This is a genomic window from Pseudofrankia coriaricola (genome assembly GCF_032027725.1).
GTDB lineage: Bacteria > Actinomycetota > Actinomycetes > Frankiales > Frankiaceae > Pseudofrankia.
This window is the reverse complement of record NZ_JASNFO010000112.1, coordinates 14,758-37,853: the sequence shown is the minus strand read 5'-3', so window position 1 is coordinate 37,853 and position 23,096 is coordinate 14,758. Positions and strand designations below refer to the sequence as shown.

At 70.8% G+C, this 23,096-nt stretch carries 19 protein-coding genes and 2 tRNA genes; 13 read left to right on the top strand and 8 right to left on the bottom strand.

Features of this window, described 5'->3' with window-relative positions:
• Positions 1 to 92: 92 nt before the first annotated feature.
• The 9 genes from QOZ89_RS41335 (at position 93) to QOZ89_RS41295 (ending at position 9,135) form a co-directional block, all read left to right on the top strand.
• The gene (locus QOZ89_RS41335) at positions 93 to 1,019 is read left to right on the top strand and encodes a hypothetical protein (protein ID WP_312629624.1); all 927 of its coding nucleotides are present in this window, start codon (positions 93 to 95) and stop codon (positions 1,017 to 1,019) included.
• Between the two features lie 247 nt (positions 1,020 to 1,266).
• Positions 1,267 to 1,626: a DUF6284 family protein gene (locus QOZ89_RS41330; RefSeq protein ID WP_312629622.1), complete on the top strand. Its 360-nt coding sequence runs from the start codon at positions 1,267 to 1,269 to the stop codon at positions 1,624 to 1,626.
• Positions 1,627 to 1,695: 69 nt separating this feature from the next.
• Entirely contained in the window at positions 1,696 to 2,463 is a 768-nt protein-coding gene (locus QOZ89_RS41325; protein WP_312629620.1) for a hypothetical protein, read from the top strand.
• Between the two features lie 97 nt (positions 2,464 to 2,560).
• On the top strand, positions 2,561 to 4,804 hold the full coding sequence (locus QOZ89_RS41320) for an FtsK/SpoIIIE domain-containing protein (RefSeq protein WP_312629618.1): 2,244 nt from the start codon (positions 2,561 to 2,563) through the stop codon (positions 4,802 to 4,804).
• A gap of 144 nt (positions 4,805 to 4,948) precedes the next feature.
• Positions 4,949 to 5,185 carry a hypothetical protein gene (locus QOZ89_RS41315; RefSeq protein ID WP_312629616.1) on the top strand — a complete coding sequence of 79 codons (237 nt, stop codon included), beginning with the start codon at positions 4,949 to 4,951 and terminating at the stop codon, positions 5,183 to 5,185.
• Positions 5,186 to 5,254: 69 nt separating this feature from the next.
• Complete coding sequence (locus tag QOZ89_RS41310) at positions 5,255 to 6,217, top strand: bifunctional DNA primase/polymerase (RefSeq protein WP_312629614.1); 963 nt, start codon at positions 5,255 to 5,257, stop codon at positions 6,215 to 6,217.
• Between the two features lie 103 nt (positions 6,218 to 6,320).
• Positions 6,321 to 7,610 (top strand): DUF3631 domain-containing protein, encoded by a 1,290-nt coding sequence (locus QOZ89_RS41305; RefSeq protein ID WP_312629612.1) that lies wholly within the window; start codon positions 6,321 to 6,323, stop codon positions 7,608 to 7,610.
• A gap of 26 nt (positions 7,611 to 7,636) precedes the next feature.
• Complete coding sequence (locus QOZ89_RS41300) at positions 7,637 to 7,843, top strand: helix-turn-helix domain-containing protein (protein ID WP_312629610.1); 207 nt, start codon at positions 7,637 to 7,639, stop codon at positions 7,841 to 7,843.
• Positions 7,844 to 7,854: 11 nt separating this feature from the next.
• Complete coding sequence (locus tag QOZ89_RS41295; protein ID WP_312629608.1) at positions 7,855 to 9,135, top strand: tyrosine-type recombinase/integrase; 1,281 nt, start codon at positions 7,855 to 7,857, stop codon at positions 9,133 to 9,135.
• An 81-nt stretch (positions 9,136 to 9,216) separates the two neighbouring features.
• On the opposite strand, the gene QOZ89_RS41290 is transcribed toward QOZ89_RS41295, so the two are convergent.
• From QOZ89_RS41290 to xylA, 3 genes are all read right to left on the bottom strand, one after another.
• Positions 9,217 to 9,290: transfer RNA gene (locus QOZ89_RS41290), tRNA-Phe, on the bottom strand.
• A gap of 53 nt (positions 9,291 to 9,343) precedes the next feature.
• Positions 9,344 to 9,418: transfer RNA gene (locus QOZ89_RS41285), tRNA-Asp, on the bottom strand.
• Positions 9,419 to 9,651: 233 nt separating this feature from the next.
• Positions 9,652 to 10,827: a xylose isomerase gene (gene xylA, locus QOZ89_RS41280; RefSeq protein ID WP_312629606.1), complete on the bottom strand. Its 1,176-nt coding sequence runs from the start codon at positions 10,825 to 10,827 to the stop codon at positions 9,652 to 9,654.
• A 241-nt stretch (positions 10,828 to 11,068) separates the two neighbouring features.
• Here xylA and xylB point away from each other — a divergent pair, with 241 nt between their 5' ends.
• Positions 11,069 to 12,520 carry a xylulokinase gene (gene xylB, locus QOZ89_RS41275; RefSeq protein ID WP_071046998.1) on the top strand — a complete coding sequence of 484 codons (1,452 nt, stop codon included), beginning with the start codon at positions 11,069 to 11,071 and terminating at the stop codon, positions 12,518 to 12,520.
• 168 nt (positions 12,521 to 12,688) lie between these two features.
• On the opposite strand, the gene QOZ89_RS41270 is transcribed toward xylB, so the two are convergent.
• On the bottom strand, positions 12,689 to 13,945 hold the full coding sequence (locus tag QOZ89_RS41270) for an ROK family protein (RefSeq protein WP_071046971.1): 1,257 nt from the start codon (positions 13,943 to 13,945) through the stop codon (positions 12,689 to 12,691).
• Positions 13,946 to 14,125: 180 nt separating this feature from the next.
• On the opposite strand from QOZ89_RS41270, the gene QOZ89_RS41265 reads away from it, so the two are divergent.
• The 3 genes from QOZ89_RS41265 to QOZ89_RS41255 all read left to right on the top strand — a co-directional run bounded on the left by QOZ89_RS41265 (position 14,126) and on the right by QOZ89_RS41255 (position 18,024).
• On the top strand, positions 14,126 to 15,241 hold the full coding sequence (locus QOZ89_RS41265) for a sugar ABC transporter substrate-binding protein (protein ID WP_071046972.1): 1,116 nt from the start codon (positions 14,126 to 14,128) through the stop codon (positions 15,239 to 15,241).
• 639 nt (positions 15,242 to 15,880) lie between these two features.
• Positions 15,881 to 16,723 carry an ATP-binding cassette domain-containing protein gene (locus QOZ89_RS41260; protein WP_071046973.1) on the top strand — a complete coding sequence of 281 codons (843 nt, stop codon included), beginning with the start codon at positions 15,881 to 15,883 and terminating at the stop codon, positions 16,721 to 16,723.
• The gene (locus QOZ89_RS41255) at positions 16,720 to 18,024 is read left to right on the top strand and encodes a sugar ABC transporter permease (RefSeq protein ID WP_312629600.1); all 1,305 of its coding nucleotides are present in this window, start codon (positions 16,720 to 16,722) and stop codon (positions 18,022 to 18,024) included. Before QOZ89_RS41260 ends, QOZ89_RS41255 begins: the two co-directional genes overlap by 4 nt.
• 74 nt (positions 18,025 to 18,098) lie before the next feature.
• Here the strand turns inward: QOZ89_RS41255 and QOZ89_RS41250 are convergent, their stop codons facing one another.
• The 4 genes from QOZ89_RS41250 to QOZ89_RS41235 form a co-directional block, all read right to left on the bottom strand.
• Positions 18,099 to 19,220: an ABC transporter ATP-binding protein gene (locus QOZ89_RS41250; protein ID WP_312629598.1), complete on the bottom strand. Its 1,122-nt coding sequence runs from the start codon at positions 19,218 to 19,220 to the stop codon at positions 18,099 to 18,101.
• A 76-nt stretch (positions 19,221 to 19,296) separates the two neighbouring features.
• Positions 19,297 to 21,201, bottom strand: a complete 1,905-nt coding sequence (locus tag QOZ89_RS41245) for a glycoside hydrolase family 127 protein (protein ID WP_312629596.1) — start codon at positions 21,199 to 21,201, stop codon at positions 19,297 to 19,299.
• Between the two features lie 2 nt (positions 21,202 to 21,203).
• A complete protein-coding gene (locus QOZ89_RS41240; protein ID WP_312629594.1) occupies positions 21,204 to 22,163 on the bottom strand; it encodes a carbohydrate ABC transporter permease in 960 nt (319 codons plus the stop codon).
• Positions 22,163 to 23,083 carry a carbohydrate ABC transporter permease gene (locus tag QOZ89_RS41235; protein WP_312629592.1) on the bottom strand — a complete coding sequence of 307 codons (921 nt, stop codon included), beginning with the start codon at positions 23,081 to 23,083 and terminating at the stop codon, positions 22,163 to 22,165. Before QOZ89_RS41235 ends, QOZ89_RS41240 begins: the two co-directional genes overlap by 1 nt.
• Positions 23,084 to 23,096 lie beyond the last annotated feature (13 nt).

The following is a 23,096-nucleotide window of genomic DNA, read 5'->3' as shown; positions in this document are numbered from 1 at the left end:
ATCTCGCGCCAGACGCGCCGGTTGAGCCTGTCGAGCCTGACGCCGAGTCGTGGCGAACCTCGCTTCGCCTTGCGCTGACCGGTCATCCAGCGTTGCCGCTGCTGTTTTCGGAGACGACTACCGAGGTCCCCTCCGCGCAGGACGTCCAGGACCGAGCAGATGACGCCTGGTCGCTGGTCCATGCGTCCCGTTACGCGGACGCTGGCCCGGCGCTCGTGCCGCTCATCAGCGAACTGGAGTCCGCGGTTCGCTCCGCGGCGCCTGATCAGCGTCAGGCGGTCGCCAGGGCCTTGGCTGGCGTCTACCAGGCCGTCACGGAACTGTTCGTCAAGGTCGGTGACATCGAAGTCGCGTGGCTTGCCGCGGACCGCGCCTTGTTCGCGGCAGAACGCGCCGGGAACCTCGGCCTGGTGGCCGCCGGCCACCACCGCCTCGCGCACACGTTCCTCAGCGCCGGCCGCTACCAGCAAGCCCGTCACGCCGCTACGGTGGCCGCCGATGCGCTGCGCTCCGGCCCGCCGGGGCTGGGGGTCGAGGCGCAGTCGGCGCTAGGCGCGTTGTGCCTGGTTCAGTCGGTCATTTCTGCCCGCTCCGGTGACCGGCGCGCGGCCTGGCAGGCGATCGGGGAGGCTGAAACACTCGCCGAGGCCGTGGGCGCTGGTCGGAACGACTTCAATCTCGAGTTCGGTCCGGCGAACGTCGCGCTGCACGCGGTCGCGGTCGCCGTGGAGCTGGGTGACGCTGGCGATGCGCTCGACCGCGCTGGCCGTGTGGACACTGCTGGGCTGTCGGCCGAGCGGCGTTCGCGCTTCCTGGTGGACGTCGCCCGTGCGCACGCTCAGCGCCGTGACCGTGGGGACGCGATCGCGGCGCTTCTGGAGGCCGAGCGGATCGCGCCCGAGCAGATCCGAGACCACCCAAAAGTCGGCGTCCTGGTTCGAGACCTACTCCAGGACCCTGGATGGCGCTCTGACCAGGACCTACGCGGCTTGGCCGACCGATGCGGGGTAATCGCGTAGAAGACCCGTACAGAAAGTACTAGACAGCACTCAAGGTGCGACCCGCACTTTGAGTGCGGGTTGGCGGCGCCACCGGCGCCGCCTTCTCCGTTTCTGGGGCGACTCCACCGCCCCGGAACGAGCGGACCCCGACGCGGTGACTCCACCACCGGCCGGGGTCCTTGATCCGACCTGCTTGGAGGTCAGACCCGGTATGAAGCATGCCCTCAACCGGACTGGTACGGCCGTCGACCCCGTGATCGGGTCCGTGTCTGTCGACCAGAAGGACGGACATCGGCCCAGCGCCGGGCCGCGTCGAACGGCCAACAGGCGTGCCGACGTTCGTTCTCGGTTCACGGACGACGCGGAGCAGGCCGACACGTTCGACCGGGAGCCCACCGACCGCGACCTGGCCGCGATCGACGCGGAATGGCCGTTGATCGCGGCCGAAATCGCCGTTGTCGATGCCGAAGCCGCGGTCGCCCTTGACTACACCGACGGGCTGGCCGCCCGCCGACTCTCGGTTGGCCGCCGCCGGCTGTCCGCCGTGGCCACGGCTTTCGAGGCCGCCGACGCTGACCCGACCCGCCTGGTCCCTGCCCCGTCGATCCGTCGCCGTTCGGCCTGAAGGGAGCGGGCTCCGATGACTACGACGAGCGGACCGCGGCGGCGGTGGGCAGGCCGGTTTGAGCCTGCGGTGTCCACGTGCCTGCCGGTGGCGCTGGGCGCGGGAGTGTTCGCGGTCGCGTTCGCCCACGTGCATGACGTCGCGCACTGGGCGCACCAGCCGGACTGGGCGGACTGGCTGATCGCCTCGACCGGCGAGTTGATGGCGATCGCGTCAATCCTGGAGATCCGTCACCGTTCCCGCCACGTCCCGGCGACAGGTCGCCGATGGTGGCTGATGTTCCCGCCGGTCCTGACCCTGATCGCGGCCATCGGGATATCCGGCGCGGCGAACCTGGCCGCCGCAACCGGACTGGCCGCCAACCCCGGCCCGTGGGTGCAGATCATGGCCGTCTGGCCGGTGGTCGCATTCGCGCTGGTCGCGTTCACCAAGGCCACCCGACCGCACGCCCCCGCAGCCAACGAGCCCGCCGCCGAGTCCCTGGCAGATGGCACGGCGCCGGCCGCCGCGGCGCCATCGGGTGGCCGTGCGCCAGCGCTGGCCGCTACCGGCGCGGCGCCGGTGGCCCGTACCGGTAGGGGTACTGGTAAGGCGCCATCCCGCCGTACCGGTAAGGCCGCCAAGCCCGGGTCGAAGCGGCGTACCGACGCCGAACTGATCGCCGCTCTGGCCGACGTTCCGCGCGATGCGGACGGGACCGTCCCCATCGGCCGGATGGTTTCCGCGCTTTCGTGCGGCCCGGACCGTGCCCGCCGGCTACTGGCCGCTCAGGGCCTCTTGCGCACCCCGACCGCCCCGCCGGCCGCGGCTGATGCCGCTACGCCGGTGGCCGCCTGACCTGCACCCCATTGGTTCCGGGGCGCGGCGGTACAGCCCGCCAAGACTTGCCCGTCGCGCCCCGGCCTGCCCCTCCGGATGGAAGGACGTCCCCATCATGACGACCACGGACCCGTTCGACCCGGGCGCTTCGCCCGAGCCTGACGGGTGGACCCCTGACCTCGAACCGCTCGACGTCTTCCCGACCGAAACCACCGAGCCGAGCGCGGACGTCGTCGACCTGGGCGCGGCCCGCGCCCGTCGCCCCATCCCTGCCCAGCGTTCGGCCCCCGACGAGGCTGGAGACGAGGGCGACGACACCGACCGTGAGTCGGTTGCGGTCGAGCCGGCGGCACTGGGCGCGCCGGTTGACCCGCCGGACGAGACCGGCGCACCGGCCGGCGTGACGCGTCCGGTGCGCGCTCCGATGGTGCCTGGCTGGCTGCGGTCGCGTGCCACGATCCGTGCCGCCGTCCGCCAGACGAGCCGGCACGCCGGCTACGTCGCGGGATTCCACGCGCTGCGCGCCCCGAAGTACCTCGTGCTCGCCATGTTCTGGGCGACGGTGGGGCTCTTCCGGTTGGTCGGCCGGCTGCTGCGGTGGGCGACCGCGGAGGAGGGGAACTGGGCGCTGCGCCAGGATGCGGCGCGGCGGAACGACGCGCCCGCGTGGTTGCAGCTCGACCGCGCCCGTCAGCGGCAGTCGACCACCCGGTGGCCGATCCTGATCGTCGGCGCGGTGCTCGTGCTGGTGGCCTATGCGGTGCTGTGGTTTGGCCCGTGGCCGTCCCTGCTCCGCCTGGCGGTCATGGTGGCCACCGTGGTCGGGCTGGCGCGGTTCGGCCGTCCGGCGGACCGGCCGATCGTCGACCGCGTCAGCAAGGGCGCCGCCTACCGGAAGCTCACCGCCGAACTGGTCCGCCGTGCCCTGACCTCGATCGGTCTGGCTGGGATCAACAGCGCGGTTGCGAAGGACCCCGGTGCCATCTCGTTCCCGATGGAGATTCATCGCGACGGCCCCGGCCACCTGGCCGTCGTCGATCTGCCCTACGGCGTGGAGGCCGCCGAAGTCGTCGCCCGGCGCGGTCGCCTGGCGTCGGGGCTTCGGCTGCCGCTGGATCAGGTCTGGCCCGAGCCGGCGTCCGGTCACACGGGTCGGTTGGCGCTGTGGGTGGGGCATGAGCCCGCGTCGAAGATGCGTCAGCCTGCCTGGCCGTTGATCCGGTCCGGCAAGGTCGACGTGTTCGAGCCGTTCGCGTTCGCGACCACGCCGCGGATGACCACGGTCTGCGTGTCGCTGATGTTCCGCAACTGGCTGTTCGGCGGCCAGCCCGGAAGCGGGAAGACGTTCGCGTTGCGACTCCTGGTCCTGGCCGCCGCGCTCGACCCGCGCGTCGAGATCCGTGGCTACGAACTCAAGGGCGTTGGCGACTTCGCTGACCTTGAGCCGGTGCTGACGGAGTACGGCAACGGGTTCGACGACGACACGATCGAGCGCGCCGCCGGCATGGTCGATTGGGTCTACGCCGAGTGCCAGCGACGGTCCGAGCGCATCGACTACTACCGCGCCCGGGGCATGGCGCCGGAGGGCAAGGTCACGCCGAAGCTGGCGTCGCTGAAGGGCTCGGGTCTGCACCCGTTGGTGGTGTTCATCGACGAGGCACAGGAGCTGTTCACGTCCCGGTGGGGCAAGGCCGCCGGCGAGACGCTGGAACGAGCGATCAAGCTCGGTCGGGCGCTCGGCGTGGTGATCCTGCTGGGCACGCAGATCCCGGACAAGGACTCCCTGCCGACCGGGATCACCCGCAACGTCAACAGCCGGTTTTGCCTGTCGGTCGCGGATCAGACCGCTAACGACATGATCCTGGGCACGTCGGCCTACAAGAACGGCTATCGGGCCACCGTGTTCGAGCCTGTCACCGAAGCGGGCTGGGGCATCCTCGTGGGCTTCGGCAAGCCCGGCGCGGACCGGTCGTTCTACGTCGCCGGTCCCGATCTGGCGCGCGTGGTCGCCCGCGCGGTCGAGCTGCGCACCGGTGCCGGCACTCTGCCCACTCCCACTGAGCGCACTCGCGCCGCCGAGGTCCTCGACGTCCTGGCCGATGTCGCCGCGGTCTGGCCGCTCGGCGAGGACAAGGTCTGGAACGAGACCCTATGCGTCCGCCTGGCCGAGCACCGGCCGGACGCCTACGCGGGGTGGAAGCCGGCTCAGCTCACCGCCGCGCTGTCCCCACACCAGATCAGCGTCGGGCAGATCTGGGGCACCGACCCGACCACCGGCAAGGGTGGCAACCGTCGTGGCGTGGTCCACGCCGACATCCTCAACGCGATCACCGAGCGTGATCGGAAGCGGAACGGGTAGCCGGCAAGTCCGGCCCGCTAGGTCTAGCGGCCACCCCCGCTAGACCTAGCACCCCCGCTAGCACCCCTCACAACCCCTGGCCAGCGCCCTAGCGCCTAGCGGCCCGTGGTCGAGCGCGCCCAAAACCCGCTCAGGAGGCCCCTCGTGACCCACATCCCCGCCCTGCTCGGACCCCTGACCATCCCTCTAATCGCCATCACTATCGGTTACGGGCTCCTGTGCTGGGTCCGACCGTTCCGGCCGTGCCGGCACTGCGAAGGCACCGGCCGCACGACCAGCCGCGTGACGCGCCGCCCGCGGCCGTGCCGGCACTGCGACTACACGGGCCTCACCCTGCGCGCCGGCCGCCGACTCACCAACGCCCTGCGCCGCCTCCGCTGATCGCCCGCCCCTGGCCCACCCACAGGCGGGCCAGGGATCGCCCCCGAGTCCCGGCGAGAGGAGTCCCCCGTGTCCCCACTCCACCCGCACCGCCGGCACGTCGCCACCGGCAACCTGGCCGCCGCGCTGAACGCCGCGTTCCGCGGCTGGTACGTCCTGCCACTGCGCCCCGGCGAGAAACGCCCCCTGGCGCACGGCCCCGACCACTGCCCCCGCATAGGCATCTGCGCCGACGGACACCGCGGCTGGGAGGCACACGCAACCCGAGACCTGGCCGCCGTCGAAGCCCACTGGTCAGCCCATCCGAATCACGGCGTCGGGATCGCAACCGGCCCGTCGGGTCTGGTCGTGGTCGACCTCGACACCCCGAAGCCCGGCGACCGACCACCGGCCGGCGCATGGGCGACCACCGGCGCCCGGTGCGGCACCGACGTGCTGCGCATCCTTGCCGAACGCGCCGGGGAGGCCGTGCCCCCGACCTACCTCGTCCGCACCGGCCGCGGCGGCTGGCACCTCTACTACACCGCCCCACCCGACATCCGACTGACGAACACCGGCCGCACCCTCGGCCCCTGGATCGACACCCGCGCGTGGGGCGGCCAGGTCGTTGCCGCCGGCACCGCCGTTGCCGGACGGCCCTACACCCTCACGCGAGACCTTCCACCGACCCCACTCCCCGACTGGCTGTTTCAGCCTCTCCGGCCAACCACACCACCGCCTGCACCCGCCCGTGCTACCCGCGTTCCCGCCGACCGGCGCGGCACCTACCTGGCCACCGCCATCCGCAGCCAAGTCGGCTTCGTCACCGCCGCGTCCGACGGCGACCGCAACAACGCGCTTTACCGAGCCGCGGTCGCGCTCGGGCAACTGGTCGCCGGTGGCGCGCTTTCCGCCACCGACGTCACGGCAGAGCTGAAACAGGGCGCGGCGGGACACATCGCGGCCGGCGCGTTCTCCGACCGCCAAGCCCTGATCACCATCGCTTCCGGCCTACGCGCCGGAGCGAAACGCCCCCGAACGGTGCCCGCATGACCCGAGCCGCCCCAGCCCATTACCCCAGCCCGCTGGAAATCGGTGCTCTACGGCCGTCTCGGCGTCTCGCCTATGACCCCCAAAAGCGACGAGGAGCAACGCAATGACTGCCCGGACCGATCGCCCTGCCCCGTCCGGTAAGGCCGTCCTGGACGACCTGCGCGCCGCGCTCGCCCGCTACGTCATCCTCCCGTCCGAGGAAGCCGCCATCGCCGTCGTGCTGTGGATCGCGGCTACGCACGCTCAGCCCGCATGGGCGCACGCTCCCCGCCTCGTCATCCGAGCGCCGGAAAAGCGCTGCGGGAAATCCCGCCTGCTGGACGTCGTCGAAGCAACCTGTTTCCGGCCGCTGATCACCGTGAATGCCTCTACCGCGGCGATCTACCGCAGCATTGACGACGACCCGCCGACGTTGCTGGTCGACGAGGCCGACACCATCTTCGGTTCCACGAAATCCGCCGACGCCAACGAGGACCTACGCGGCCTGCTCAACGCCGGCCACCAGCGCAACCGGCCCGCCATCCGCTGGGACAACGTCAACCGCCAGTTGGAACGGTGCCCGACGTTCGCCATGGCTGCGCTGGCCGGAATCGGCGCCATGCCCGACACGATCGAGGACCGGGCCGTCGTCATCCACATGCGCCGCCGCGCTCCGGGCGAAACCGTCGCGCCCTACCGCCACCGGCGCGACCGGCCCACGCTGCGCGCCGTCGCCGAAGACCTGGCCGCCTGGCTGCGCCCCGCCCTCATCGCACTCGAACGGGCCGAGCCCGCCATGCCGGTCGAGGACCGCGCCGCAGACACCTGGGAACCCCTTGTCGCCGTCGCCGACCACGCGGGCGGCGCGTGGCCCGACCTCGCCCGCGGCGCCGTTGTCGCCCTCACTGCCAACCCCGACGACGCCGACACCGCATCGCTGCGCACCCGCCTACTTCTCGACTGCCGGACCGCGTTCACGGGCCAGGACGCCATCCCCACCGCGCACCTGTTGCAGCTACTCAACACCGACCCCGAAGCGCCCTGGTCCGAGCACGGCCCCGCCGGACTCACCGGCCGCCGCCTGGCCGTCATGCTGCGCGACTACGGCATCCACAGCGCCAACATCCGATTCCCGGACGGCACCCAAGCCAAGGGCTACACCCGCGCCGAATTCGCCGACGCATGGCGCCGCTACTGCCCACCCGAGCCCGCCCCGCCAGAGCAGACGCGCGACCCGTCCCACCCGTCCCAGCCCAGTTCAGCCCTGGGACGGATTCACCACTTGGGACGGATTGACCCGTCCCAGCTCACCCATCCGTCCCGCGCTGACCAGCGCCAACGGGCTTGGGACGGATGGGACGTCACCCCCGCCTCACCCGTCCCCGATCCTCGCCAGCCGGCCGCCACTGCATGACCACCGCGACGACGAGGAGCCCTGCCATGACCACCGCACCGGCCGCCCCGAAGCTCCTTCTCACCGTCGAGGAAGCCGCGGAACGTCTCGGGATCGGGCGCACCACGGCGTTCGCCCTCATCCGCACCGGCGCCCTGCGCTCCGTCCGCATCGGACGTCTGCGCCGCATCCGTACGACGGATCTCGACTCCTACACCGCCAGCCTGACCCCAGCCAGCGCCACCGCCGCCTGAAAGGACCACCAATGCCCCGGAAGCGACAGGCCGGCACCCGCGCACCGAACGGTGCCGCGTCGATTTACCACGGGAATGACGGCCGCTGGCACGGGCGCGTCACCATGGGCGCCCGCGACGACGGCCGCCCAGACCGCCGCCACGTCAGCGCGACGACCGAAGCGGAGGTCATGCGCAAGGTTCGCAAGCTCGAAGCGGAACGCGATGCCGGCCGGGCGAAGCGTCCGGGGCGCGCGATGACGCTGGACGCCTGGCTGTCGCATTGGCTGGAGAACATCGCCGCGCCGAGTGTCCGGCCAAAGACGTACGCCGGTTATCAAACAGCGGTCCGACGCCACCTGATTCCCGGGCTCGGCGCGCACCGGATCGACCGGCTGGAGGCCGACCACATCGAGAAGTTCTACGTAAAGGCCAGCCGGAAGAACCTGAAGCCCGCGACCGTCCACCAGATTCACCGGACCTTGCGCACCGCCCTGAACGAGGCCGAGCGGCGCGGGCGGATCGTGAAGAACCCGGCGACCATCGCCAAGCCGCCGCGGCTGGTCGAAGAGGAAATCGAGCCGTTCACGGTCGACGAGGCGAAGCGCATCCTTGCCGCCGCGGGCGGACGGCGGAACGGTGTCCGGTTCGCTCTGGCGCTGGCGCTGGGCATCCGCCAGGGGGAAGCGCTCGGCCTCCAGTGGCGTGACCTCGATCTGAATGCGGGAACCCTCACGATCCGGCGCGCGATCCAGCGCCAGACCTGGCGGCACGGATGCACGAAGCCGTGCGGCGGCAAACGCGGCGCCGACTGCCCGGACCGGCACAGCGGCGGCCTGGTCGTCGTTGAGACCAAGTCCCGCGCCGGCCGCCGCGCGATCGGGCTACCGGCACCCCTGCGCGCTTGGCTCAAGCTGCACAGGTTTGCCCAGGACCAGGAACGAACGGAAGCCGCGGACCTCTGGACCGACGGCGGATGGATCTTCGCTCAGCCGACCGGCCAGCCCATCGACCCCCGGGCGGACTACGAGGAGTGGCGCGGCCTACTTACCGAGGCCGGCGTACGCCCGGCGCGGCTGCACGACGCGCGGCACACCGCGGCGACGATGCTTCTGGTCCTGAAGGTCCCGACTCGCGCCGTCATGGACGTGATGGGCTGGTCTCAGGCGAGCATGGCCACCCGGTATCAGCACGTGCCCACGGAGGTCCTGACCGGCATCGCCGATCTCGTCGGCGGCCTGCTCTGGCAGACGCCGAGCCCGGACGACGAGGGGGACGACGGCGCGGCTGGCGCCCTGGCCCCGACGGGGTAGCCGGGGGCAACTGAGACCAGGATTGAGACCAAGGAAGCCACCGGCGCCGCCGGTGGCTTCTGTCTTGCCTGCATGTGACGGTGGGCAGGGGCGGGGTCGAACCGCCGACCTTCCGCTTTTCAGGCGGACGCTCGTACCGACTGAGCTACCTGCCCCCAGACGACACGTCCGGGGCACTCGAATACTCGACCACCACGGACGTTGTGCGCGGTCCCGACGGGATTCGAACCCGCGACCTCCGCCTTGACAGGGCGGCGTGAACTCCAGACTTCACCACGGGACCAAGCAACGATCTTCAATTTTCGATCTTACCGCCGCGACTCACGTTGCAAGCCCCGTCCAGCACTTCGAGCAGAAGCATACAGGATGGCGAGAGGGTCGATGAGGGGGTGCTCGCCCATCCGTTGAACCACGCCAGGCCGATGCCCGGCGGTGGCGGGGACGGGGCCACCGCGCAGGGAAGCGGATGAGGGCTGAGCAAGTGCCGGTGCCGCCGGGGCACCGGAGCCCAGAACCTCAGGCGACGCCGAAGAGGTGCTCGAGGGCCAACTGGTCGAGGTGTTCGATGTTGACGGCGCGGGCGCCGGCGGCGTCGGCGTCGTAGTCCTCGTAGGCGCCGCGGTCGGCGACGAAGTCCGTGAGGGTCTCGCCGGGGGCGAGGGTCGGGGTGGAGAGGGCGCCTACGCCGGCCGCCTCCAGGGCCTCGATCACTCGCGGGTCCTGGCGGAACGCGGCCGCCTTCTCCTTGAGGATCAGGTAGGTCCGCATGCAGGCGGCGGCCGAGACCCAGGCGCCGTCGACGTTCTCGGCGCGCGGTGGCTTGAAGTCGAAGTGCCGCGGGCCGTCGTAGCCGGCGCTCTCCAGCAGGTCGACGAGGAAGAACGCGCTCTTCACGTCGGCGGCGCCGAAGCGCAGGTCCTGGTCGTACTTGAGGCCGTGCTGGCCGTTGAGGTCGATGTGGAACAGCTTGCCGGCCCACAGCGCCTGTGCGTAGCCGTGCACCACATTGAGCCCGGCCATGGTCTCGTGGCCGACCTCCGGGTTCAGGCCGACCATGTCCGGATACTCGAGCTGGTTGATGAACGCCAACGCGTGGCCGATCGTCGGCAGCAGGATGTCGCCGCGTGGCTCGTTCGGCTTCGGCTCCAGCGCGAACCGGATGTCATAGCCGCGCTCCCGGACGTACTCGCACAGGACGTCGACGGCCTCCTTGAGGCGGTCGAGCGCCGCGCGCGGGTCCTTGGCCGCGTCGCTTTCCGCGCCTTCCCGGCCACCCCAGGCGACATAGATCTTCGCGCCGAACTCGGCGGCGAGGTCGATGTTGCGCATTGTCTTGCGCAGCGCGAACCGACGTACGCCGCGGTCGTTCGCGGTGAACGCGCCTTCCTTGAACGCCGGGTGGAAGAACAGGTTCGTGGTCATCATCGGGACGACCAGACCGGTCTCGTCCAGCGCGGCCCGGAACCGCTTGATGTACCGGTCCCGCTCGGCGTCGTCCGCCCCGAACGGGATCAGGTCGTCGTCGTGGAAGGTCACGCCGTAGGCACCCAGCTCGGCGAGGCGGTGGACGGTGTCCACCGGGTCCAGCGCCGGCCGGGTCACCTCGCCGAAGGGGTCGCGGCCCTGCCAGCCAACGGTCCACAGGCCGAAGCTGAACCGGTCGGCCCGGGTCGGAGTCAGATCGCTGGCCATGGCGTCACCTCAAGGTTAGTTTGGTGGTGGCTACAACAAATAGGCCAGGTGGAGCCGCCATGCAACCCCTTGTCTCTGCTTGTGAACATCCAGTAGAAATGGGAAACCGTGCAGAAACGGGTAGAATGTCGGCGTTCTGCGGGATGTCGCCCTCGCCGCCCGAGCCGGCCTGCTCACCATTCCCACCGGCCGCTCAACTAGAGCGACGCACGGCTTGGCGGGCGGGGATCGGCGGTCGCTCGTGACGCTGGTCGCCGGAGTCGACTCCTCGACCCAGTCGACGAAGATCGTGGTGTGTGACGCGGCCGACGGCACGGTCGTCCGGTCGGCGGCGGCTCCCCATCCCGAGGGCACCGAGGTCGATCCCGAGGCCTGGTGGTCCGCGCTGCGCGTGGCGGCTGGAGGCGGGCTGCTCGACGGGGTGGCCGCGCTCTCGGTCGCCGGCCAGCAGCACGGCATGGTCGCGCTCGACGACGTGGGCCGCACGGTGCGCCCGGCGTTGCTGTGGAATGACGTGCGCTCCGCCGACGACGCCGACGACCTGGTCGCCGAGCTCGGCGCCGAGAAGTGGGCGACGGCCACCGGAAGCGTGCCGACGGCGAGTTTCACCGTCACCAAGCTGCGCTGGCTCGCCCGTCGCGAGCCGGCGAACGCCGCCAGGACCAGCTCGGTCCTGCTCCCGCACGACTGGCTCACCTGGCGCCTCGCGGGCGGCGGCGGAGGCAACGGCCAGGAGGCCGGCGTGGTGAACGCGCCGAGGACCACCGACCGAGGTGACGCCTCCGGCACCGGCTACTGGTCGCCGTCGACCGGCGGCTACCTCCCCGAGTTCGTCGACCGCGCCCTCGGACACCCGCTGGAGCTCCCCAGGGCCGCCGCCCCCCACGAGGTCGTCGCCCAGGCCGTTCGGGTCGCCGCCCCCGGCACGCTGCTCGCCCCGGGCACCGGCGACAACATGGCCGCTGCTCTCGGCATCTGCCCGCTGCCCGGTGACGTGATCGTCTCGGTCGGTACCAGCGGCACGATCTTCGCGACGTCGGAGGTGCCCACGCGGGACCCGGAGGGGCTGGTCGCCGGCTTCGCCGACGCGACCGGGCGCTTCCTGCCGCTGGTCTGCACGCTCAACGCCGCCCGGGTCCTCACCACCGTCGCGGAACTGCTCGGCGTGAGCTTCGAGGGGTTCGACGCACTGGCGCTGGCCGCCGAGCCCGGGGCCGGCGGGCTCACGCTGCTGCCGTTCCTTGACGGCGAGCGCACGCCGAACCTGCCTCGCTCGCGCGGCCTGCTGGCCGGGCTGTCCCGCGGGAACCTCTCCCGGGAGAACCTCGCCAGGTCGGCGGTGGAGGGGGTGCTGTGCGGCCTGGCCGTCGGTGTCGACGCGCTGCGCCGGCACGGTGTGCGGGTGCGCCGGGCGGTGCTGGTCGGTGGCGGGGCCCGGTCGCGCGCCGTGCGCCAGATCGCGCCTGCGGTACTGGGGCTCCCCGTCGTGCTGCCCGACCCCGGTATTGAGTGGGTCGCCAGGGGCGCGGCCAGGCAGGCGGCCTGGGCGCTGTCGGGTGCGGCCGAGCCGCCCGACTGGGCGGTCGCGGCGGACCTGGTCGCCGCCGAGCCGGACCCGCTGACCAGGTCCGCCTTCGCCGGCGTCCTCGACGGGGTCCTGCCGCTGCTGCGCCGAGAACACCCCGTGAACTGACGTCCGCCAGGCGTCGGCCGGAGCCGGACGGACGGGTCCGCCGGCCGCCGGTCCGCCGGCCCGCCGGCGCGGACCAGCAGGTCAGCGTGCAAACAGGTCAGCGTGCAAGCAGGTCGGCGCGCCAGTAGGTCAGCGCGCCAGTAGGTCAGCGGGCCGGCGGAGCCGGCATCAGCCGCCCATGGCGGCCAGGCTCGTGGCCACGCCGAGAGGGTCGTCGAGGAGGCGGGCGAAGGCGAGCTCGGCCGCGCCGAACAACGCGGAGTCGCCACCGAGCGCGGACGGGACCAGCGCGACGTGCTCGCGGGACACGGTCAGGCCGCCGGCGCCCATCCGGCTGACGATGTCGTGCTCCATCAAGGCGAGCAGGTCGCGCAGCTCGCCGCCGAAGATCACCAGCTCGGGGTTGAACAGGTTGACGAGGTTGCCGACGCCGACGGCGAGCCAGCGGCTGACCTCGTCGAGCGCCCAGCGGGCGCGCGGGCTGCCGGCCTGCGCGCTGGCGACGATGTCCTGGACGGTGGTGCCGTCGCCCGGCTCGTGCCCAGCGGCGCGCAGGACGGCGTCCGTGCCGACCTCGGTCTCCCAGCAGCCACGCGCGCCGCAGCGGCAGCGTTGGCCGGCCGGGTTGACGACCATGTGCCCGGCCTCGCCGGCGTAGCCACCGTGGCCGCGCAGCGGCCGGCCACCACAGATGATCCCCGCGCCCACGCCGACGTTGCCGGACAGGTAGACGATGTCGTCGTGGCCACGGGCGACGCCCCTGGCCTGCTCGGCCAGAGCGCCGAGATCGGCGTCGTTGGCGACGAGGACACCCGCATCGTCGAGCATGCTGCCGGGCAGCACGTCGGCGAGCGCGACGCCGAGCGCCTCACCGAACGGCCGCTCCTCCCAGCCGAGGTTGGGCGCGAACCGGACGAATCCGTCCGAACCGCGCACCACCGCCGGGGTGGCGATCCCGACCCCCACGCAGCGGGCCTGTGGGCCGAGCGCGTCCACCAGCCGGCGCGCGGTGGTCGCGGTCAGCTTCACGACCTCGTCGAAGTCCCGGCAGTCCGGCAGCAGCGGGACGACGTCCCTGGAGAGCACCGTGCCGCCGAGGCCGACCCTGGCGCCGACGATCCGATCCACCCTCAGGTCGAACGCGAGCACCTGGTAGCGCTCGGTTTCCGGCACGACGACGAACGAGGGCCGGCCCGCGCCCGAGCGCACCTCGGGCGACTCCTCCCGGACGAGCCCGGCGGTGCTCGCGAGGTCCGCGGCCAGCGCGCCGATCGTGCTGCGGTTGAGCCCGGTCTGCGCGGTCAGGGTGGCGCGCTGTGTCGGCCCGGCCAGATGGACGTAGCGCAGCAGCAGGCTGAGGTTGTGGCGGCGTAGCTCCTCCTGCTTGATCCCTGAGATGTTTGGGTGTGGCCGCGGGAAGCGCATCACATGCCCAGTCTGGCGGAGCGGGCAGATGTCGATAAGTGGCTATGTATGTACACAGGGTCACCATTTCCGGTTGATGGCGACATTCGCTTGCGTGAGGCTGATCACACGAATATGTTCTGCCGCACAACTTAGCATCCGCATCCTGGGCTGTTTCGCCCAAGGAAGGGGCCTACGCAGATGCGCACGAAGCTCTTAAGAGTCGCGGCGGCAGGAGCCTGTCTCGCGCTCGGGATCGCTGCCTGTGGTGGTGGCGGCGACGACGACAACGGTGGCGGCGCGTCCGCCGGCGCCTCAGGCGGCGCGGTCAAGGGCAAGATCGGAGTGATCCTGCCCGACACGAAGTCGTCCGATCGCTGGGCGACGGCCGACGAGCCGCTGCTGAAGGCCGCGTTCCAGAAGGCCGGCATCGCGTACGACATCCAGAACGCTCAGGGTGACGCGACGCAGATGCAGACCATCGCCGACCAGATGATCACCAACGGTGTCACCGTGCTGATGATCACTAACCTCGACTCCGGCTCCGGCAAGGCGATCGAGGACAAGGCGAAGGGACAGGGCGTCGCGACGATCGACTACGACCGGCTGACGCTCGGCGGCTCCGCTCAGTACTACGTCAGCTTCGACAACGTCGCGGTCGGCAAGCTGCAGGGTGAGGGTCTGGTCAAGTGCCTGACCGACGCCAACGCGCAGAAGCCGATCATCGCCGAGCTGAACGGCTCGCCGACCGACAACAACGCCACGCTGTTCAAGCAGGGCTACGACTCGGTCCTCAAGCCGAAGTACGACGACGGCTCGTTCGTCAAGGGCCCGGACCAGTCCGTGCCCAAGTGGGACAACCAGCAGGCCGGCACGATCTTCGAGCAGATGCTGACCCAGCAGCCGAACATCGGTGGCGTGCTCGCCGCCAATGACGGCCTTGGCCAGGCGGCGCTCGCGATCCTCGCCAAGAACGGCCTCAACGGGAAGGTCCCGGTCACCGGCCAGGACGCCACCACCCCCGCGCTGCAGAACATCCTCGCCGGCGACCAGTGCATGTCCGTGTACAAGGCCGTCAAGAAGGAGGCGGACGCGGCCTCCGCGCTCGCCATCAGCCTGGCGAAGGGCGAGAAGGGCGACGCCCCGCAGACGATCCACGACCCCGAGGGGAACCGGGACGTCCCGTCCGTGCTGCTGCAGCCGGTGGCGATCTACAAGGACAACGTCAAGGACGTCCTCGCCGACGGTTACGTGACCAAGGCCCAGCTCTGCACCGGCAAGTTCGCGGCGCTCTGCACCACCGCCGGCATCTCCTAAGGGATCAGAGGAGTACCGGGCCAAAGGAGGCGCGAAAATGTTCTTCTTCGCGCCTCCGGCGGCCACCTCCCCGGAAGTACGGCCAAAGGAGGCGCGAAAATGTTCTTCTTCGCGCCTCCGGCGGCCACCTCCCTGGGAGTACAGGACCAAAGGAGGCGCGAAAATGTTCTTCTTCGCGCCTCCGGCGGCCCCTCCCCGAGGTGCCGGCGGCGACGGGCTGAGCTAGTTCTCACCGGTCCGCCCGCAGGGGCTGGCCCACCCGAACCCGGGGACCCGGCGCTGGGCGGGCCGTGGGTGGCCGGGTGGGTCGGCTGCGGGCTGCGGTAGGTCGGCGGGGGGTGGGTACTGTGTCGCCGCCCGCGGACGTCGTCCCTGCCTCAGCTGGTCACGGACGCTGTTTTAGCGGTGCAGAGCCGCCCATACTGCTATCGATCTGTAATCCAGGACACATCCACCCACCGCCACCATCCGCTTCGTCCGCGTGCCAATACGACCTGCCAGATCACGGACCTGCCAGATCGCTGACCTCCCAGATCGACTCCGTCGATCCGGCAGGAACCCTGTCACCGATCCGTCAGGAACCCGTCCCCGATCCGGCAGGGACCCGGGCCGCCGATCCGCGCATGGCGAGGAGTGAGCATGAGCGACCATCCACCGCCGGGGACGCCCGTCCTCGAACTGCGCGGCGTCCACAAGAGCTTCGGCCCGGTAGAGGTACTGAACGGCATCGACTTCGCGGCCAACGCGGGCGAGGTGACCGCGCTGGTCGGCGACAACGGCGCGGGCAAGTCGACGCTGGTCAAGTGCATCGGCGGGATCTACTCGATGGACTCCGGCGCCTACCTGTTCAAGGGCCAGCCGGTCTCGGTCCATCTGCCGAAGGACGCGGCCGCGCTCGGTATCGAGATCGTCTACCAGGACCTGGCGCTCGCGGACAACCTGGACATCGTCCAGAACATGTTCCTCGGACGGGAGAAGCGCGGCCGCTTCGCCGCCCTCGACGAGGCGTCGATGGAGAAGGAGGCCGCGAAGACGCTGGCCGGGCTCTCGGTCCGGACGGTGAAGTCGCTGCGGCAGCGGGTGGCGAGTCTGTCCGGTGGCCAGCGCCAGACGGTGGCCATCGCCAAGGCCGTGCTGTGGAACAGCACGGTCGTGATCCTGGACGAGCCGACCGCCGCCCTCGGCGTCGCGCAGACCGAGCAGGTGCTCCAGCTGGTCCGCACGCTCGCCGACCAGGGCCTCGCCGTCGTCCTGATCTCGCACAACATGCGGGACGTCATTCAGGTGTCGGACCGGATCTGCGCGCTCTACCTTGGCCGGGTCGCCGCCGACGTCCGTACGGCCGACGTCACCGTCTCGGATGTCATCCAAATGATCACGACCGGCGCGCCGCCGGACAAGAAGACAGTGGCGAACGGTGCCGAGGGCGACACCGTCGCGGCGTCCGGCGCGGTGGCGGCGACCAGCGGAGGTTCGGCATGAGCGCCACCGAAGTCGCCCCCAACCTCAGCAAGGAGCCCGCCGCGCCGGGCACGCCGGCGCCCGCCGGCACCGAGAGCACCGTGCAGGTGGAGAGCCCGAGTCTGGTCGACTACGGCCGCGAGTACATCAGCAAGGTGCGCGGCGGTGACATGGGGGCGCTGCCCGCCATCCTGGGCCTGCTCGTGCTGTGCGTCGCGTTCGCGATCCTGCGCTCGAGGTTCGTCTCGGCCATCAACTTCGCCAACCTGTTCACGCAGGGCGCGGCCGTCACCGTGATCGCGATGGGCCTGGTCTTCGTCCTGCTGCTGGGCGAGATCGACCTGTCGGCCGGCTTCGCCTCCGGCGTCTGCGCCGCCGTCATGGCCACGTTGACCGCCGAGCACGGCCAGCCGTGGTGGGTCTCGATCCTCGCGGGGCTGGGGACCGGCGTCGTGATCGGACTGGTGCTCGGGTTCCTGGTCGCGAGAGTCGGTATCCCGTCGTTCGTGGTCACACTGGCGGCATTCCTGGCCTTCCAGGGGACCGTCCTGCTGATCATCGGCAACGGCGGGAACATCTCGATCAGGGACGAGACCATCGTCGCGATCTCCAACAAGAACCTGCCGACCTATGGTGGCTGGATCCTGTTCGCGGTGGTGGTCCTCGGGTTCGGCGCGAGCCAGCTGATGCGCAGCGCCACCCGCCGCCGCGGGGGCCTGCAGGCCGACCCGTTCTCGGTCATCGCCGTCCGCACCGGCGCGTTGGCGGTGCTCGCGGGCCTGGCGGTCTACGCGCTCAACCTGCAGCGCTCGCGCACCGCGATCGTCTCGCTGAAGGGCGTGCCGATCGTCATCCCGATCATCCTGGTGCTGGTCGTCGTCGGGACATACGTCCTGAACCGCACGTCCTACGGGCGGCACATCTACGCCGTCGGCGGCAACGCCGAGGCCGCCCGGCGCGCCGGCATCAACGTCGTGAACATCCGGATCTCCTGCTTCGTCATCTGCTCGGCGATGGCGGCGGTCGGCGGCATCATCGCCGCGTCCCGGGCGACCTCGGTCGACCCGAACGCGGGTGGCAGCAACACGCTGCTCTACGCGGTCGGCGCCGCGGTCATCGGCGGTACCAGCCTCTTCGGTGGCAAGGGCCGGATCATCGACGCCGTGCTGGGTGGCGCCGTGGTCGCGGTCATCGACAACGGCATGGGCCTCATGGGCTACAGCGCCGGCACCAAGTTCATCGTCACCGGCTGCGTGCTCGCCGTCGCCGCCAGCGTCGACGCCCTGAGCCGCAAACGCGCCGCCTCCACCGGCCGCATCTAGCGCCATCGCCTGACCCATCGCCGCGGACCCCGGCCGCGCGAGGCTTCGTCCCTCGTGTGGCCGGGTCCGCGGCATTAGTCGGGCAGGCGCCGGCCGGTCTTCGCGGAGAAGACATGGAAGGCGTCGTCGCGAATGCGGAGCCGGACCTTCTCGCCTCGTCGTGGGACCCCCTTCGGGGCGAGTCGGGCGACGACGGTGACGGTGGACGTCGCGTCGATCCGCCCGCTCACGGCGGGGGCTACGGCGGTGCCGTAGAGGTAGGCATCGGCACCGAGCTCCTCGACCAGGTCGACGGTGACGGCGAAGCACTCGCCCTCGCCATCGCCGCGGAGTTCGAGTGCTTCGGGGCGGAATCCGACAGTGACAGCGGTGGCGCCCTCGTCGGCCGCGGCCCGCGCGGCGGCGCGGGAGAGCGGAATCACGGTTTCGCCGAACCGTGCGCCGCCGTCTTCGAGCGGAGCCTCGATGAGGTTCATCGCGGGCGAACCGATGAACCCGGCGACGAAGACGGTCTCGGGACGCTCGTAGAGCGCGAGCGGAGTATCGACCTGGCAGAGCTGGCCCTCGCGGAGTACGGCGACGCGGTCGCCCATGGTCATGGCCTCGACCTGGTCGTGGGTGACGTAGGCGGTGGTGACCCCGAGCCGGCGTTGCAGGGAGGCGATCTGGGTGCGGGTGGAGACCCGCAGCTTGGCGTCGAGGTTGGACAGCGGCTCGTCCATGAGGAAGACCTGGGGCTCCCGCACGATGGCTCGGCCCATCGCGACCCGCTGGCGCTGGCCGCCGGAGAGCATTCTGGGCTTGCGGTCGAGGTAGGGCTCGAGGTCGAGCAGCGCCGCGGTCGCGCGGATCCGCCGGGTGCGTTCCTCCTTCGCGACCCCGGCTGCCTTCAGCGCGAAGCCCAGGTTGCCGGCCACGCTCAGGTGCGGGTAGAGCGCGTAGTTCTGGAACACCATGGCGATGTCCCTGTTCTTGGGCGGCAGGTCGGTGACGTCGCGTTCCCCGATCCGGATCCTGCCCGCGTCGACGGGCTCCAGCCCGGCGATCATCCGCAGCGCCGTGGACTTGCCGCAGCCGGATGGGCCGACCAGGACGAGGAACTCCCCATCGGCGATCTGAAGCTCGAACGCGTCTACCGCCGGGCGGTCCGCGCCGGGATAGACCCTGGTGGCCTCGACGAATTCAACGGTTGCCATGGCGGTGCACCCTCCACCGGCTCCGAACGTGCCGGACAATCCGAACGAAATGCTCGGGACGCGTCGATGGGACGCGTCAGGCACCGAGCACGGGGATCCACACGCGCATCGTTGAAGGCCCACGCTCGGCCCACGCGTGGTATCGCACGAGCGGTACGTCGGAACGCCGGCCGGTGCGCTCGTCGACAATGCTGGCGATCACTACTCCCGCGTCCTCGCGCGGTGGCACGGCCGGGTCGATGCGCAGGTCGGCGAAGTCGGACTCCTCGATCGCCGTGCCGGCCAGGTCGACTGACTCGAGCGCGAGAACCTCGGGCCCGCGTTCGACGGCGAGACAGCCACGGACGGCGTCGACGCGGGAGTCGGCGCGGCTGAGACGCGGCGCGACGAGCAGGGTGAGCTCGACCTCGTCGCCGGCCGCGAAGCCGCGGGAAACGGTCGCCACCCCGGGGCCGACCACGGTCTCCTGGCGTGAGCCGTCGACACCTCGCACGGCAAGCCGGGAATTCGAAGCCCACGGCGGTACTCGGAGTGAGAGCGTCCACGGTTTCCCGGCATCGGTCAGCACGCGCACCCGCACGGTGCCGTCGGCCGGGTAGGCGGTCGCCACCTCGAGCGCGACCTCGCGCCCGTCGTCGAGCGTGGCCCTGATCGTAGCGGGCGCATATTGGTGCAGCTGGATGCCCGAGCCGTCCGTCGTGGCCAGGTACGCGGCGAGGCTGGCGAACGTGCGCGCGGTGTTCGGCAGGCAGCAGGAGACCTCGAACCACGGCGCGCGCAGCGAGGACTGGGCCCGCGGCGAGACGGCGTCGGCGTCGGCATCGGCGGCGGGTGAGCGTTGGTGCAGCGTGTTCGCGTAGTAGAACGCCGTGCCCTCGGCCGAGGGGGAGGTCTCGAGCACGTTGTAGAGGCTGCGCTCGATCTGGTCGGCATAGCGGGCGTCCCCGCGCGCGAGCAGCATCCGCCAGCTGAACATGACCGACGCCACGGCGGCGCACGTCTCGGAGTAGGCGCGGTCGGGAGGCAGCTCCCAGTCCTCGCCGAATGCCTCGTCCTGATGGTGTGAGCCCTGGCCGCCGGTGATGTACGTGCGGCGCTCGACCGTCCGCGTCCACTGGCGGTCCAGCGCCGCGAGCAGTTCGTCGTCACCGGTCTCGACCGCGACGTCGGTCGCCGCGGCGGCGAGGTAGTTCGCCCGGACGGAGTGACCGCGAAGCACCGCGGCGGCGCGTAGGGGACCGTCGTCCTGAAAGTACGACCGGCCCCATTCGATATCGCGCAGCGTGCCGTCCCCATGCCGGTCGACGAACAGGCGGGCCTGCTCGAGATAGCGCGGTACTCCCGTCGCCCGGCCGAGTTCGCCGAGGCCGACCTCGACCTCGGCGTGTCCGCAGATCCGCTCGATTCCGCCCTTGCCGAAAACCTCGCAGACCAGGTCGGCGGCGCGGCACGCGATCTCGAGGAGGCCGTCGCCCGCGTCGGGGCAGGTGCGGGCCCGCGCGACGGCTGCCTGGAAGAGATGCCCGAGACAGTAGAGCTCGTGTCCCCATTCCAGATCCGACCAGCGGGGCGGCTGGCCGGGGCGGCCGAACCGGGTGTTCAGGTATCCGTCGGGCTCCTGCGCGGCCGCGACCCGGGCGACCGCGCGGCGGAAGCGCCGATCGAGCTCGTCGCCGCCGCCGCGGCGGCCGATCTCCCAGGCGACGGCCTCGAGGTACTTGTAGACCTCGGAGTCGGAGAACTCACGGCCCCGGCGCCCTTCGGGTAGTCGTCCCGCCGCGGCGAGATCGAAGTTCGGGAGCCATCCCTCGCGTTCGAGCCACGCCTCGATGTGCGGAAGCGTGTTGCGGCCGTTCACGTCCTGCCTGCGGGCCCAGAAGCCCCCGACGATGGCGACCTCGGTGAGGCCGAGCGGACGCAGGGCGCCCCTGGTCGGCGCGACGGGCACGGAGCGGGCGCCAGCGGTAATGGAATGGGTCATCGTCATCCCTTGAAAGCGCCCGACATGAAGCCGCGGACGTAATGGCGTTGGAAGATGAGGAAAAGGACGACGCAGGGCAGCGCGAGCACGACGACACCCGCCTCCGTCGCCCCGTAGTCGACCACGCCCTGCACCTGGCCGCGCAAGTTCGACACCGCGAGCGGGAGCGTCATCCGGTTGGTGTCGTTGATGAGGATGAGTGGAGCCATGAAGTCGTTCCAGGCCGTGAGGAACGCGAACAGGCCGACCGTGATGAGGCCCGGCTTCACCGCGGGCAGGAGCACCTGCCAGAGCACCTTCCAGCTGGAACAGCCGTCCACCATCGCGGCTTCGTCGAGCTCTCGCGGTACCGCCTCGAACGAGATGCGCATCATGAAGGTCGCGAACGGCAGCTGGAACATCGTGAGCACGAGCGCGACACCGACGAGCGAGTTCGCCAGGCCGACGCGGGTGAGCAGCACGTAGAGCGGGATCAGCAGGGTGGCATACGGGACCATGAGGATCGCGAGCGTCGAGAGGAAAAGCACGTTCTTACCCGGGAAATCGAACCGCGCGAACGCATACCCGCCGAGGAAGGAGATGGCGATGGTGAGGGCCACGGTGAGCAGCGACACGAACGCCGAGTTACCCAGGTACACCCAGATGCCGGCCTGGTAGCGCCCGAGCGTGGAATAGTTGCCGAAGCCCCAGCCGTCGACCTGGCCCGTGCCCGCGCGCGGCGACACGGACGAGACGGCGGTCCAGACGAGTGGGTACAGGAAAATCAGCGCGAGCGCGGTGGTGAACACCCAGTACGGGGTGCGCAGGACGACGCCGCCGACGGTGGCTCCGCGCGAACGCGGCTTTCCGCCGCGGCGGCCGCCCCGGCCGCCCCGGACGCCCCGGCTGGGCGCGGCGGCCGCGGGCGTTCCAGCGGAGTCGGCGGCGCGGGTCGGTCGACCGTGGGTGGAGGTCGGGCTCATCAGTCGTCGGCCCTCCGGCTGAACGCGCGGATCTGCGCGATGTTGATGATGACGAGGGCGAGCAGCGTGATCACCGACAGCGCCGCGGCGACGCCGAGGTCGTTCTGGCCCTGGAACGCCACGTTGTAGATGAGCTGGACAATCGTGATCGTCGAGTTGTCCGGGCCGCCCTTGGTGAGGATGTAGAACTGGTCGAAGGCCAGGAGCGAGCCGGTCACGCACAGGACGGTCGTGAGGGTCAGCGTCGGGCGCAGCAGCGGAAGGGTTATCCCGACGAAGGTCTGCCACCGCGACGCGCCGTCGATGCGCGCGGCCTCGTAGACCTCGTCGGGAATGCTCTGCAGGCCGACGAGCATGAGCAGCATGTAGAAGCCGGCGTAACGCCAGACGATGAGGAAGATCGTCGACCAGAGCGCCCCTTCGGGTGTGCCGAGGAAGGTGAAGCCCCACGACCTCATGAGGTCGGCGAACGGCCCGGCGAGCGGCGAGTAGAGCACGTAGAAAAGCAACGAGGCGGAGGCGAGCCCGAGGGCGCTCGGCACGAGGAACGAGGTGCGCAGCAGCCCTTTCCAGCGCGTCGACTCCTGCACGAGCACCGCGAGCCCGAGGCTGAGAGCCAGCAGGATGACCGTGGTCAGGACCGTGTACTTCACGGTGAACACGACCGAGTCCCGGAAGAACCGGTGCGATACGGCCTCGTGGAAGTCGTCCGGGACGTTGATGCCCTGGTTGCCCGCGAGCAGCGGCCAGTCCGACCCGGACATCCGCAGCACGAGAAACAGCGGCAGCACGAAGAGAAGCAGCACGAACAACGCGGTGGGTGACGCGTAGAGCCAGCCGGTGGCGGCATGCCCCCGGCGCCGGGAACGCCGGCCAGATACCGGGAGGGATGCGCCGCGCGTGGGGGGAGTCGCGGTCATGGAGGATCCTTCG

Excerpts from the sequence above, each read along its gene's own strand:
- QOZ89_RS41240 (WP_312629594.1), bottom strand. The coding sequence starts at position 22,163 with ATGAGCCCGACCTCCACCCACGGTCGACCGACCCGCGCCGCCGACTCC.
- QOZ89_RS41320 (WP_312629618.1), top strand. The coding sequence starts at position 2,561 with ATGACGACCACGGACCCGTTCGACCCGGGCGCTTCGCCCGAGCCTGAC.
- QOZ89_RS41250 (WP_312629598.1), bottom strand. The coding sequence starts at position 19,220 with ATGGCAACCGTTGAATTCGTCGAGGCCACCAGGGTCTATCCCGGCGCG.
- QOZ89_RS41300 (WP_312629610.1), top strand. The coding sequence starts at position 7,637 with ATGACCACCGCACCGGCCGCCCCGAAGCTCCTTCTCACCGTCGAGGAA.
- QOZ89_RS41245 (WP_312629596.1), bottom strand. The coding sequence starts at position 21,201 with ATGACCCATTCCATTACCGCTGGCGCCCGCTCCGTGCCCGTCGCGCCG.
- QOZ89_RS41255 (WP_312629600.1), top strand. The coding sequence starts at position 16,720 with ATGAGCGCCACCGAAGTCGCCCCCAACCTCAGCAAGGAGCCCGCCGCG.
- QOZ89_RS41295 (WP_312629608.1), top strand. The coding sequence starts at position 7,855 with ATGCCCCGGAAGCGACAGGCCGGCACCCGCGCACCGAACGGTGCCGCG.
- QOZ89_RS41265 (WP_071046972.1), top strand. The coding sequence starts at position 14,126 with ATGCGCACGAAGCTCTTAAGAGTCGCGGCGGCAGGAGCCTGTCTCGCG.
- QOZ89_RS41235 (WP_312629592.1), bottom strand. The coding sequence starts at position 23,083 with ATGACCGCGACTCCCCCCACGCGCGGCGCATCCCTCCCGGTATCTGGC.
- QOZ89_RS41305 (WP_312629612.1), top strand. The coding sequence starts at position 6,321 with ATGACTGCCCGGACCGATCGCCCTGCCCCGTCCGGTAAGGCCGTCCTG.
- QOZ89_RS41260 (WP_071046973.1), top strand. The coding sequence starts at position 15,881 with ATGAGCGACCATCCACCGCCGGGGACGCCCGTCCTCGAACTGCGCGGC.
- xylA (WP_312629606.1), bottom strand. The coding sequence starts at position 10,827 with ATGGCCAGCGATCTGACTCCGACCCGGGCCGACCGGTTCAGCTTCGGC.
- QOZ89_RS41270 (WP_071046971.1), bottom strand. The coding sequence starts at position 13,945 with ATGCGCTTCCCGCGGCCACACCCAAACATCTCAGGGATCAAGCAGGAG.